The sequence below is a fragment of the Enterococcus sp. DIV2453a genome (assembly GCF_050533535.1).
GTDB classification, from domain to species: Bacteria; Bacillota; Bacilli; order Lactobacillales; family Enterococcaceae; genus Enterococcus; species Enterococcus faecalis.
Window position 1 is genome coordinate 1,651,893 of sequence record NZ_CP172899.1, and the last position, 12,888, is coordinate 1,664,780.

The 12,888-nt window shown below is 37.0% G+C and carries 14 protein-coding genes; 4 read left to right on the forward strand and 10 right to left on the reverse strand.

The features are described from left to right. Positions 1-10: 10 nt before the first annotated feature. A complete protein-coding gene (locus IGK03_RS08145) occupies positions 11-1,813 on the forward strand; it encodes a glycerophosphoryl diester phosphodiesterase membrane domain-containing protein (RefSeq protein WP_126268238.1) in 1,803 nt (600 codons plus the stop codon). Positions 1,814-1,858: 45 nt separating this feature from the next. Here the strand turns inward: IGK03_RS08145 and IGK03_RS08150 are convergent, their stop codons facing one another. The 5 genes from IGK03_RS08150 to IGK03_RS08170 all read right to left on the reverse strand — a co-directional run bounded on the left by IGK03_RS08150 (position 1,859) and on the right by IGK03_RS08170 (position 6,741). Next, complete coding sequence (locus IGK03_RS08150) at positions 1,859-2,545, reverse strand: Bax inhibitor-1/YccA family protein (protein WP_016615206.1); 687 nt, start codon at positions 2,543-2,545, stop codon at positions 1,859-1,861. Then, positions 2,538-3,023 (reverse strand): MaoC/PaaZ C-terminal domain-containing protein, encoded by a 486-nt coding sequence (locus IGK03_RS08155; RefSeq protein WP_002357164.1) that lies wholly within the window; start codon positions 3,021-3,023, stop codon positions 2,538-2,540. Before IGK03_RS08155 ends, IGK03_RS08150 begins: the two co-directional genes overlap by 8 nt. Before the next feature lie 196 nt (positions 3,024-3,219). Then, a complete protein-coding gene (gene murC / locus IGK03_RS08160; protein WP_002357163.1) occupies positions 3,220-4,557 on the reverse strand; it encodes a UDP-N-acetylmuramate--L-alanine ligase in 1,338 nt (445 codons plus the stop codon). Positions 4,558-4,711: 154 nt separating this feature from the next. Then, on the reverse strand, positions 4,712-5,665 hold the full coding sequence (locus IGK03_RS08165) for a hypothetical protein (protein ID WP_025190552.1): 954 nt from the start codon (positions 5,663-5,665) through the stop codon (positions 4,712-4,714). Between the two features lie 116 nt (positions 5,666-5,781). Next, positions 5,782-6,741 carry an aromatic acid exporter family protein gene (locus IGK03_RS08170; RefSeq protein ID WP_002360063.1) on the reverse strand — a complete coding sequence of 320 codons (960 nt, stop codon included), beginning with the start codon at positions 6,739-6,741 and terminating at the stop codon, positions 5,782-5,784. Positions 6,742-6,843: 102 nt separating this feature from the next. Here IGK03_RS08170 and IGK03_RS08175 point away from each other — a divergent pair, with 102 nt between their 5' ends. Next, a complete protein-coding gene (locus tag IGK03_RS08175; RefSeq protein ID WP_010713300.1) occupies positions 6,844-7,455 on the forward strand; it encodes an FUSC family protein in 612 nt (203 codons plus the stop codon). 40 nt (positions 7,456-7,495) lie between these two features. On the opposite strand, the gene IGK03_RS08180 is transcribed toward IGK03_RS08175, so the two are convergent. Beyond that, the gene (locus IGK03_RS08180; protein ID WP_002365792.1) at positions 7,496-8,377 is read right to left on the reverse strand and encodes an ROK family protein; all 882 of its coding nucleotides are present in this window, start codon (positions 8,375-8,377) and stop codon (positions 7,496-7,498) included. A gap of 2 nt (positions 8,378-8,379) precedes the next feature. Next, a complete protein-coding gene (gene yidD / locus IGK03_RS08185; RefSeq protein ID WP_002357157.1) occupies positions 8,380-8,682 on the reverse strand; it encodes a membrane protein insertion efficiency factor YidD in 303 nt (100 codons plus the stop codon). A 177-nt stretch (positions 8,683-8,859) separates the two neighbouring features. Here yidD and IGK03_RS08190 point away from each other — a divergent pair, with 177 nt between their 5' ends. Further along, on the forward strand, positions 8,860-9,012 hold the full coding sequence (locus IGK03_RS08190) for an SPJ_0845 family protein (RefSeq protein ID WP_002362024.1): 153 nt from the start codon (positions 8,860-8,862) through the stop codon (positions 9,010-9,012). A 15-nt stretch (positions 9,013-9,027) separates the two neighbouring features. Here IGK03_RS08190 and yihA read toward each other — a convergent pair whose 3' ends face one another. Together yihA and clpX are read right to left on the reverse strand one after the other, a co-directional pair. Then, positions 9,028-9,609, reverse strand: coding sequence for a ribosome biogenesis GTP-binding protein YihA/YsxC (gene yihA / locus IGK03_RS08195; RefSeq protein ID WP_002357155.1), 582 nt, complete (start codon positions 9,607-9,609; stop codon positions 9,028-9,030). A gap of 97 nt (positions 9,610-9,706) precedes the next feature. Continuing rightward, a complete protein-coding gene (gene clpX, locus IGK03_RS08200; protein WP_002357154.1) occupies positions 9,707-10,960 on the reverse strand; it encodes an ATP-dependent Clp protease ATP-binding subunit ClpX in 1,254 nt (417 codons plus the stop codon). A gap of 191 nt (positions 10,961-11,151) precedes the next feature. On the opposite strand from clpX, the gene IGK03_RS08205 reads away from it, so the two are divergent. Further along, the gene (locus tag IGK03_RS08205) at positions 11,152-12,180 is read left to right on the forward strand and encodes a lactonase family protein (RefSeq protein ID WP_002357153.1); all 1,029 of its coding nucleotides are present in this window, start codon (positions 11,152-11,154) and stop codon (positions 12,178-12,180) included. Positions 12,181-12,395: 215 nt separating this feature from the next. Here IGK03_RS08205 and IGK03_RS08210 read toward each other — a convergent pair whose 3' ends face one another. Further along, positions 12,396-12,884, reverse strand: a complete 489-nt coding sequence (locus tag IGK03_RS08210; protein ID WP_010816607.1) for a GNAT family N-acetyltransferase — start codon at positions 12,882-12,884, stop codon at positions 12,396-12,398. Positions 12,885-12,888: the final 4 nt, after the last annotated feature.

Below are 12,888 nucleotides of genomic sequence, written 5' to 3' on the forward strand. Positions count from 1 at the left end.
GGGACTTTTGATGTTTAGTTATTTTAAAAATAGTATTGTGAATACGCTAGATTTTCTTAAAGGGACAACGGCGTATTTTCGCGATGTGCTCTTGATGCACGGATTTATGTTATTCGTTCTATTGCCTTTATTGACAAGTTTGTCCAAATTGGTACTCAAAGAAGGTGGGATTGATTATATTTCCTACGATAACTTAGGGGCAATTGCTACGCAACATCCCTATGTCCTTTTGACTTTTCTACTAATTGGGCTGTTAATTTTACTGGCGCTCTTTTTTGAATTTACCTTTTTATTGCTTAGTGTTTATTTTATTAAGAAAAAGCAACCAATTACTCTAACGCAATTATTGCACGGCACCTTGCTTCAGATCAAAAAAGTTCGAGGAATTACCTTTCTGTTTTTCCTGGCATATTTCTTTTTGATTTTACCATTAAGTGGGTTAACCTTCCGCTCTTATTTATTAACAAGAGTTAAGATTCCAGCCTTTATCTTAGATTTTATTTTTGCAAATCGCGTCATTATTATTATTGGTTTCGTATTGTTAGAACTGATTATCTTATATTTAGCGATTCGACTTGCTTTTGCCCTTCCAGAGTTGATTTTACGTGATGTTGGTTTTCGTGAGTCTTTAAAACGTAGTTGGCAAATTACAAAGCGACGCTTTTTCCAGATTTTAGGACAATTTATTATCATTGGAGGAACTGTTTTAGGGATTTTTACGGCTGGCTATTTCTTGATATTTTTAGGTCAAACCGCAGTCGAAACGTTTAAGCCTGAGTGGTCTTTACCTAGCGCTGTCATCGCTATGACGCTCCTTCAGGTTATGATGCTCTTAAACTTGGTGTTGTCTAGTGTTGCTATTTTTTACATTATTGTTGATGATATGGAGGATGAAGGGATTTTGCCTGACACGCCAGAATGGTTCACCCCGAAATCAGAGGTTCGGGTAGAATGGACCACCTTCAGAGTCGTTCTTTTTTGTTTGATTGCAATCATCTTCGGAATTGGTGTAGGCACCTATAATACGAATTACCTAAGTCATACACCTGACCGAAAACCGGTTACCATCTCCCATCGTGGTGTCAATGGTAACAATGGCGTTCAAAACACCTTAGACTCTTTAATCGAGACCAATAAGGCAAAACCTGATTATGTTGAAATGGATATTCAAGAAACCAAAGACCATCAATTTATTGTCATGCACGATTTTAATTTACGGGCGTTAACGGGCGTTAATAAACGACCGAATCAATTAACACTTAAAGAATTAACGAATATGAATGTCACAGAAAATGGTCAAACTGCTAAAATGGTTTCTTTCGATGTTTATTTAGCCAAAGCCAATCAATTAAAACAACGTTTATTAATTGAAATCAAAACCACGCCTCAGGATAGCCCTGATTTAGTACAGCGTTTTGTCAAACAATACCGCGAAAATATTTTAGAAAACGGCCATATCCTTCATACCTTAACCTATGATACGGCGATGGCCTTAAAGAAAGAAGAACCACGCTTTTATGTAGGCTACGTTATTCCTTTCAACATTGTGGGACCGCCTAAAATGCCAGTTGACTTTTTTACTATGGAATACAGTACAATGAATCGTAACTTTGTAAATGCCGCTCATCATGATGGGAAAAAGGTTTATGCTTGGACAGCAAATGATGAAGATGTTATGACACGAATGATTTTTTATGGCGTCGATGGCATCATTACCGATCAGCTCAGTCTACTGAACGAAACAATGAAAACCGATTTAGAAAACCCAACATACTCCGATAAACTGTTGAATTTCGCTATTGGAATGGGTTAAAAAAAGAGCCAATCTGCTGAGCAGATTGGCTCTTTTACGTTCATGTTAGTTGTTTTTACCAAAAATTCTTAAGAAAGCTAAGAATAAGTTGATGAAGTCAAGATATAATTGTAATGCGAAGAAAACGGCCATCCCAGTACCTGCTTGATCACCTGTTTGCGCATAGACTTGGCGTATACGTTGGTTATCATAAGCAGTAATCCCTGAGAAAATTAGGACCATTAAAATGGAAATAAAGAATTCTACAGCATTACTGTGTAAAAGGAACATATTTAGCAACATCGCAATGATGATTCCGATTAAGGCACTATAAGCGGCATGACCAACTGCTGATAGGTCTTTCTTCGTAAAGACACCTACTAATGACATCGCGCCAAAGGTAGCTGCTGCACTTAAAAATGCGCCGGTCACTGTTCCACCAGTATACATTAATAACGTCACGGATAAAGTGACACCATTTAATAATGCATACGCAACAAATCCTGCAATCGCAATGGTTGGATTCTTCTGTGCTTTTGCGCCTAGATATAAAACTAAGCCAATTTCAACAAGCCAAATCATCCAAAAAGCTAAGCTTGATTGGAATAAAGTAGCTAGAACGGGTAAAAAGACAGTTGTCATTGCATAAGCCATGATTGCGCTAATACCAATTCCTAACGCTAAAAATCCGTAAATTTTGGCATAAAATTTATTCAAACCTGTGCCAGTTTGGATATACTCTTGATTATTCATAAGTTAAAGTCCCTTCTTTCTCTGTTAGTTCATCAATCGTCACTTGGGGTGGTTGAACCATCACCACTGCATCTAACACGCGATTTTCTTGCTCATTAACAGCCTCAACTGAAATGGTAATCACATCTTTCATTTTGTCGACTTTGATTACTTCTAATTGGAAAGTCAATGTTTCGTAATGAAAAACGGGTTCCACAAAGTTCACAGAAAAATTCACAACATGGGAACCTGGTCCTGGCAAATGTTTAGAAATCGCACTAGTGATAATTCCCATCAGCATAATTGATGGTACGATTGGTTTTTCATATTCTGTTTTTTGGGCATAATCATGTTGGATATATAAAGGATTCGCATCATTGGTCAAGCCCAAGTAAAGTAATAAGTCCTTGTCTTCAATTGACTCTGTCAAGGACAACGAATCTCCCTCTTCGATATCTTCGATGGTTTTGCCTAATTTTCTCGGTTTTCCGATATTCAAATTAGTACACCTCCGTTATTGATAAGATAATTGTACCAAAATGTACTTAAAAGGCAAGTTAAAAAGTAGTCTTTAAAGGATGTTTAAACAAAACCAACTTATCTACCATGCTAGATTTTAAAAACAAACAACGGAACAGGAGCAGCTTCTTATTTTTTGAAGCCAGATACCCCTGTCCCGATTTTGTTTCTTTTTATTATAAAACGTTTCTAGTTGTGTTACTTAGTAATGTTTCGTAAGCTTGTTCAAATTTCTGAACATCGCCAGCGCCCATAAAGACAACCACTGCATTTTCAAAATCTAGTAAAGGCGACACATTATCTTCGGTAATTACTTGTCCACCTTTTTGAATTTTTTCACCTAAATCTTCAATGCGTACCTCGCCTTGTGTTTCACGCGCAGAGCCAAAAATATTACATAAGAATACTTCATCTGCTAAATCCAGTGCTTCAGCAAATTCATCCATTAAGGCAATTGTTCGTGTAAATGTATGTGGCTGGAAGACAGCAATAATTTCTTTGTCAGGATATTTTTGACGAGCGCCATCAATCGTTGCTTTAATTTCGGCTGGATGGTGCGCATAATCATCAACAATAATCATGTCACTGACTTTTTTCTCGCTAAAACGACGTTTTACACCTTTAAAACTTAGCATTTCTTCTGCGACTTTTTGCATATCAAGTTTTTCAAAATAAGCCACAGCAATCACACCTAGCGCATTCATGATATTGTGATGGCCAAATGCTGGTAAGACAAAATGACCTACAAAATCATCCTTGTGATAAACATCAAAAGATGAGCCTTCCGTTGTTCGTTGAATATTTCGTGCTTGGATATCATCCTCTTCGCTGACACCATAATAATAAACTGGCACTTCTGATTCTAACTGGCGAAGATACTTATCATCACCATAAGCAAAAATTCCTTTTTTGACTTGATGAGCCATTGTTTGGAACGCTGAAAAAACGTCCTCAATGCTCTTGTAGTAATCTGGATGATCAAAATCGATATTCGTCATAATCGCATAATCTGGTGAATAAGCCAAGAAATGACGGCGATATTCACACGCTTCAAATGCAAAGAAATCAGCATCTGGTTCGCCGTGGCCAGTGCCATCCCCTATTAAATAACTAGTTGGATTGATACCACTTAATACATGTGCTAGCAAACCAGTCGTACTTGTTTTCCCATGTGACCCTGTTACAGCAATGCTTGTGTACGGTTCGATAAAACGAGCAATGAAATCGTGGTAACGAATTACTTCTGCGCCTAATTCGATGGCGCGGGCGATTTCCTCATGGGTATCTGGAAAAGCATTTCCAGCAATAACAATCATGTCTTTATCAATATTATCTGCATTAAATGGTAAAATAGGGACACCTGATTTTTCAAGATCCCGTTGTGTAAAGAAATACTCTTCTACGTCTGATCCTTGAACGTTGTAGCCTTTTTGGTGTAAGACCAACGCTAATGAGCTCATGCCAGAACCTTTAATTCCGACAAAATGGTATAATTTGTTCTCTTGATTTCCCATTATAATCCTCTTCTCTGTCACTATATAAAACATACCTTTTTTAAAAAAATTTCAATCATACGAGATTCATTATCGTATAAAACAAAAAAATAATCAACTATTAAAACAGAATAAAAAACTTACATGTTTCAATTCCACATGCAAGTTTCATCTCTTAACTAAAATATTTACTGTTTTCTAATACAGAACTTGAATCTTCTAGCATCCCACTTAATGGTTTATCCAAGATGCCCTTTTTCTTCTCTTCTGTCACAGGTGCTTCCGGCTCCACTTGAGCATTCGCTTTAGCTAATTTTTTCCCATAAGCAGTTTGACTTTTAGCATTTTTCTTTGCGGCATTCAAACGGGAACGCGAACGTAAATCCAACGCATCTTCGCCAAAACGTTCTAAGTCTGGTTTGATTTGTTGATATTGTCGTCTAGTTAAAGGAATCTCAGGTTCTGAGGTTGGAATATTAAACTTCCGCACCGTTGGATCTTCTTCCGTATCTTTCACTTGAAAAGCCATTGGTTCATCATCAAGAATGACATATGAACGCCGATCTTTTTTCATTGCTTTTAGCAACTCTTCTTCAGTAAAACTAGGTTCCTGTTCCTCAGGAATCACAGAAGCCGGGATATATTTAGGAACAAAATAAGAAGGTGTCGTTTTCTGCACTAATGGTGATGCGGCAGGTCTACTTGGTTTCGCTACGACTTCTTTTTTTTTATACGTTTGTGTCCAGCCATTTCCTTTTGGCGTCCCAAAAAGGCTATTATTTTTTTTCGTTGCTTGTTTATTTTTCGTTGCTTTACTAGCATGTTTTGTGTAGTCTGGCAAATTAGAACGATGACGTGCTAATTGCTCTTGTTGTGCTGCCGTTAATTGTTGTGTTTGTTTATTTGTAGTTGATTGATTCGTTGTTGGTTGTTGGACGGATGGTGTGCTTTGTCTAGTATCTTCGGCAGATGTTGCAGTTCTTCTGCTACCAGACATTGCTTTACCAATCAGATCATCTTGAAATAAGTTACGTTCATTATCTGTTGGTAATTTTACGCCCTGTTCATCATCATACGCTGGAAAACGGAAATGTTTTCTCTTCACTTGAGCATTATCCATTGCGGTCATTCCTTTTATTTTTCTTTCTCATTAGTTTAACACATTCTCAATGAATACTAAAGAACTTGCCTGAATTTTTAAGAGAACAAAAAAGAAACCTCTGTTTAAAAAGGTTTCTTTTTTGTTTATTTATCTAGTTGTAATTTGGCAAAGTCCGCTTTGACTTGAATGAATGACTGAAACAATTGTAAAAACTGAAAGAGCCGCGCCCGATTTTCAAATTCACTTCTTGTTTGCGGCAATGGTTTTGTGCGATAGGTTTCATAAACGGTCTTAATTCGATTCATAATTTCTTGTCCATCATTATTCTCTGCAAATGTTTCTGCCGTATATTCCAATAATTGTTGAATATAGCGAACTTGTTGCGCATCAACAGTAATATCTTCTAATAATTCCAACATGTTTTTTAGAATATTACTTTGCATTTTTCTCATCGCAAAGTACTCTAAATAATACGTATTGGTAGACAGCAATTGATTCTCGGCATGATTTTTGGCCCACGTCTCGCCTGTGCGAATAAAGGTTTTTAAATCTGCACAATGCATAACCAAATTTCGCTCTCCTGCAGCGTTGTTTAAATGTAGCGCCATTTCCCTTAAAATTTTACGAAACATTGTTTCAATGACTTCTTGGTCTTCTCTTAAACGTTTTTCTGTATCAGGCATATAGGAATTAGCTAATAACGCTAGTCCCACACCAATACTCATTAATAAAAACTCATTTCCAATAATCGCCCAAGAAAGATTTTTTTCGACTAAATAATGAGTTACCAAAACGGAACTCACAACAATCCCATCAGATAATTGAAAATACACAGCTGCTGGAATAAATAATAACAAAAAAATACCAAAAGCAATCGCTGTAAAACCTAAAAAAGTAAAACAAATATACGCTAAAATAGTTGCTAAAGCTAAGGATAACAAACGATAAATCCCTGTCATGACAGATGTTTTTTTCGTGCTAGTAACACTTAAAACCGAAATAATCCCTGCCGAAGGGGCATAAAGTAATCCCAGTTTTTCCGCAATAATCATTGCTAATGCAGCGCTAATGGCTGTCTTGACTGTTCGTAAACCAATTTTCATGCATACTCCCCTTAAAAAATAATAATTCTTCACTTTTCTCTAGTAATTTTACCTCTATTTCGGTTATCATTAAAGAGAAAAGTTATTTAGGAGCGAATATTTATGATAGTGGGTCGATTTCGTTTAGGCATGCGAACGTTAAAAACAGCAATTGCTGTCATGCTGTGTATTCTTTTATTTCAATTTTTCCATCGTGGCTCACCTATGATTGCCTGTTTAGCAGCTGTTTTTTCGCTAAGACAAGATTTAAATACCAGTTTGTCTTTTGGAAAATCGCGCATTATTGGAAACACATTGGGTGGCTTTTTAGCTTTGCTTTATGTATTAGCACAAGATTATTTTCCTAATCAACACTTAGTAGAATTACTGCTACTACCACTTTTAGTCATTATCGTCATCGTTGTTTCTGATGGGATTAATAACAATGCTGGAATCATTTCTGCAACTGCGACACTTTTAATGATTTCTTTAAGTATTCCGCAAAGCGATTCCTTTCAATATGCAATGGAACGTGTGTTGGATACATTCATTGGGACCTTTATAGCGATTGGTTTAAACGTCTTTTTACAACCTAAGCCAGCAGAAGAAGCCCATGAAATTTCTGAAGATTTAGCTGAATTAGAAAAGAAAGAAAAAGAACTAGAAGCTTTACGCCAACAAGTTCAAGCGCGGATTGACGCAGAAGAAAGCACTGACGACAAGGCAAATAAATAAAGAAACAGCCGATTGAAGAGAATAACAATCGGCTGTTTCTTTATAGTTCCCAATTCGTTTTTGCTTGAAAGTTGGCGGCTGCGCCAATCAAGTTGGCATCATTTTGATAATGGCAGGTCACGATTTCTGGAACAAAATCTTTTAATTCAAAGGTCTGTAAATGCGTTAGCATCCGGCGATTAATCTCTGCTAATAAGCCTTCTTTAGCAGAAACACCGCCTCCAAGTACAATCATTTCAGGATCATAAGAAAACTGTAAGCCGAATAATCCTTGTGTTAAATAATCATAAAAATTATTGACTTCTTCGCGAGCAACCTCATCCCCTCGTTGTGCCAGTTCAAAAACTTCTTCTCCTGTCACCGCCTGTTTTTCGACTCCAATTCGTTCACAATAGCGCTGAGCCATTTTGACAGCTGTGCCAATTTCACTGAATGTTTGGCCATTACTTAAAAAGTTCAGTCCAAACTCGCCTCCATATAAATGAGCGCCTTTGTACAATTCACCATTGCGAAAAATCGCTCCGCCAATTCCTGTCCCAATAACGACAAAAAGCACTTCTTTTTTTCCTTTCGCCGCGCCTTCATATATCTCAGCTAAACCAGCACAATTCGCATCATTTTCGATAGTCACTGGTAAGCCAAACAACGCTTCTAATTCTTCATAAATGTTAAAATGATGAATATATGGAATGGCAGAAATCCCTAAAATCTGTTGACTTTTTTCGTCAACTACTCCAGGTGAACTAAAAGCAACACCACTAATCGACTCATTTCTTTTGTCTGCATAAACCGAATATAAATGCGCTTTCATTTCTTCCCAAGAGCCAGGTGTTGGAAAGCTCCCTTGATTTGTTAATTCTTTGCCTGTCCAAACGCCGTATTTCACGGAAGAACCGCCAAGATCAAATGCTAAAATTGCCATATTTATCCATCCTTTTCTACTTCTGTTTTCTTATTTCTTCGATACGTATACGGTCCATGATAGGTCTCATCAGGATTTTTCGTCAAGCGAAATTTCAACGGAACATAGTCAATGCCGCCTTTAACAAAAGGATGACATCGTAAAATCCGTGCTACCCCCATCGTTGTTCCTTTGACACTTCCATGTGTATGAATTGCATCAATCATATATTGTGAACACGTTGGGTAATAGCGACAACGTGCAGGCAATCCTGGAGAAATAAATCGTTGATAAAAACGAACACCGCCGATTAACGGATTTTTCATAAAGTGCCTTCTTTCTAACTAATTCTTACTAAAGAATAGCTTGTTTTTTCATGTTTGGCAAGTCCTAGTTACGAGAAATCACACCAGGTGCACCTATGACGAATTCTTACATTTCTGTTGCTATCCAAATGAAAAAAAACGTGCTACACTATAAAAAAAGGAATGGAGGCTTAGTAAATGGGATTAAAATTTGAACGTTCCAATGACTTAGATAAACTCTTCGATTCTTTCGCCGTTGATCCATTAAAGAAAGAAGTACCTCTTGAAGAACTGGCAAAACAACGACAAGAAGCAAAAAAAGAAGAAGCAAAAAAACAAGCAAAAGAGTAATTTTGCTTGTTTTTTCTATAGAAACTTTTCAATTGCTGTCCAAGCTGCTTCTTTTCCTTCTTTTGTTTCAGAAGAGAAAATAATAAAGTCATCTTGTTTATCAAAATTCAAGGCTTTTTTGATGACACTCTCGTGTTTGTTCCATTTGCCCCGCGGAATTTTGTCTGCCTTAGTTGCCACAATAATAACTGGCAAATCATAGTATTTCAAAAATTCATACATTTGGATATCATCTTGGGTCGGTGGATGACGTAAATCAATTAAAGAAACGACTGCACGTAATTGCTCACGTTGCGTGATATACGTTTCAATCATTTTTCCCCACTTCGCACGTTCTGTTTTAGAAACTTTGGCATAACCATAGCCAGGAACATCCACAAAGTGTAAGGCATCCTCAATTAAATAAAAGTTTAGCGTTTGCGTTTTACCAGGTTTGCCTGAAGTTCTTGCTAAATTTTTACGATTAATCAAGGTATTAATAAAAGATGATTTCCCAACGTTCGAACGTCCAGCTAAAGCAATCTCCGGTAATTGAGATTCAGGATATTGTTTAGGGGATACCGCACTAATCACGATTTCTGCATTATGTACGTTCATTGTTTTCCTCCGTTCTTCTGTTCAGTCTTTCATTCAAAAGCTTAACAAAAACAGCTCTTTCGGAGATCCGCCGAAAGAGCTGTTTTCAGCTTCAATCTTATACAGCTTCTTTATCTTTTTTGTTATAAATAATTGTTGGTTTACCGGTACCTTCAGCGGCCATTTTAGTAATGATAACTTTTTCAATGCTTTCATCTGAAGGAACATCAAACATTACGTCCATCATAATTTCTTCAATGATTGAACGAAGTCCCCGTGCGCCAGTATTACGTTCAATGGCTTTGGCTGCGATGGCTTTTAATGCTTCTGGTTCAAATTCTAATTTAGTGTCATCAAGAGACAATAATTTTTGATATTGTTTCACCAAGGCATTCTTCGGTTCTGTTAAAATTCGAACCAAATCATCATTCGTTAATTTATCAAGCGCAGCCATTACAGGTAAGCGTCCAATAAATTCTGGAATTAAACCAAATTTCAATAAATCTTCTGGAATAATATGTTGCATGATGCTTTCTTCTTCATTTAAAGCAGAATTAGTTTTACCAAAACCAATAGTTTTTTCGCCTAAGCGGTTTTTAACAATGGTTTCAATTCCATCAAATGCTCCACCAACGATGAAGAGAACATTCGTTGTGTCAATTTGGATAAATTCTTGATGTGGATGTTTGCGGCCCCCTTGTGGTGGTACACTTGCAACTGTTCCTTCAAGAATTTTTAGTAAGGCTTGTTGAACACCCTCACCTGAAACATCTCGAGTAATCGAAACATTTTCACTCTTACGGGCAATTTTATCAATCTCATCAATATAGATAATGCCCTTTTCCGCGCGTTCAACATTATAGTCAGCAGATTGTAGTAATTTTAAAAGGATGTTTTCAACATCTTCCCCTACATAACCTGCTTCTGTTAAACTGGTCGCATCAGCGATTGCAAAAGGTACATTTAATGTTTTTGCTAACGTTTGAGCCAAGAAAGTTTTACCTGAACCTGTTGGTCCAATTAAACAAATGTTACTTTTTTGCAATTCAACGTCATCTTGAGTTGCAGCTGTTTCTGATTGATTTACACGTTTATAGTGATTGTAAACAGCAACAGAAAGTGTGCGTTTTGCACGTTCTTGTCCAATAACATATTCATTTAAAACATTTAAAATTTCTTGGGGTTTTGGCACATCCGTTAATTCTCGGACTGCTTCATCATAAAATTCTTCATCAATAATCTCTTTACATAGATCAATACATTCATTACAAATATAGACACCCGGACCAGCAACAATTTTTTTTACTTCTTCTTGTGTTTTCCCACAAAATGAACAACGAACGGTCCCGTTATTATCCGTATTGTCGTACATGTTCGTCACCCCTCTAAAAATCAAAAAATGACTGTCATCACAGTCTCTCATCATAATAGCACAAACCACTTTAAAATGCGAACATCTCAGATAGAAAGTTTTATTGTTCTTAGACTTCTTATGGTATACTACATTATATAAAAGCACTTTCATAAAAAGTGATTGTGTTGAAACAAATTGGAGGAATTGTGATGTTAGAACAAATTTTACTAGGTACCTATACTCGAAGAGCCAGCCAAGGCATTTATAAAATTGCATTAGATACGACACAAGGTCGTTTAACAGAAGCGACACTTTTGTTAGAAGAAACGAGTCCTACCTATCTTGCTCTGAGTCAAAAGGGCGAACTTTTTAGCGTCACTAGTGTTGACGGTGAAGGTGGCACTGCCGCTTATCAACCAGAAATGGACCATTTTAACTTATTGAATAAAGTAACTGAGGAAGGTGCGCCGCCATGTTATGTAGCTGTTGACGAAAACCGACAACTTGTCTATGCAGCAAATTATCACCAAGGTATCGTTCACGTGTATCGTATCTTAGAAGATGGTTCTTTGGAAGATGCTGACAAAGTGATTCATACAGAGCCAACTGGTCCTCATGAAAACCAAAACAATGCCCATGTTCATTACACAGATTTGACGCCTGATCAACGCTTAGTCGTCTGTGATCTAGGAACCGATCGTGTGTATACGTATAATGTTAGCTTAGATGGAAAGCTTTCTGAAATCGCTCAATTCGTGACTGAGCCAGGGACTGGTCCACGTCATTTAGTGTTCCACCCAACAAAATCATTGGCTTATTTATTTGGTGAATTAGATAGCACTGTTTCAGTTCTTTCATATGATGAAACAGATGGTTCTTTCACTGAATTACAAAAAGTTTCTACTTTACCTGCTGATTATGATGCGTTTAATGGTGGGGCTGCGATTCGTATTTCTTCTGATGGCCGTTTCCTTTATGCTTCAAACCGTGGCCATAACTCAATTGCTGTCTATGCTGTTTCAGAAAACGGCGAAGCGATTGAACGAATTCAATTAATTTCAACAGAAGGCGATATTCCGAGAGATTTTGATTTAGATCCTTCTGAAGATTTCATCGTTGTCGCTAATCAAGACTCTGATAACTTAACACTTTATCGTCGGAACCAAGAAACAGGCTTATTAGAAATGATTCAAAAAGATGTTGCCGTTCCCGAATGTGTTTGTGTTTTATTTGTATAATTAAGTTGACTATTTCCTTGGAAAATAACAGGAGGTCGGGACAGAAGCGTTTAACTCCGAGAAATAAGAAGGAATTTCCGAAAATTGTTCTTTAATTTTTGGAGAATTTCGGCTTATTTCCGAAGGAGTTGCTTTTGTTCCCGCCGTTTATCAGTTTTTGAGCGTGGAGCAAAAATCCAAAGTGATTTTTGTCCCACGCTCCCTGTTTTCTTATTTTAAACGATGGATTGCTTCTCTAATTCTTTAACGTATAGATAAAAAGAGCCAAAGTCTAAGCGATTCATTTGTAAAGATTCATGAATTTTTGTGAACCCTTTACTTTCGAAAAATCGAATCATTCTATAGTTAGTATGATTAGTTTGAGCATACATTTTACGTCTTCCTTCCCAGACTGCCCGTTTCTCCAATTCATGGAACAATAAACTGCCATAACCCTTGGCAATATAATTAGGCGAAGTTGCAAAGCGCTTTAGCCAAACAAAGTCTTGTTCCTGCTCCATACAGAACGTTGCCATTGAAAAAATCATTTCTTCGTGCACTAACAAATACAATCGTTTTTTTGTAATGTCTTCTTGGATATCTCCTTGAGAAGGATAGTCCTTTGTCCACTGTGTAATGCCCACAACGTCCATGTATGCCTTTACTTCTGTTAAAAATTGAAGAATCATCGGTAACTCTTTCTCATCAGCCACTCTAATTTTCATTGTT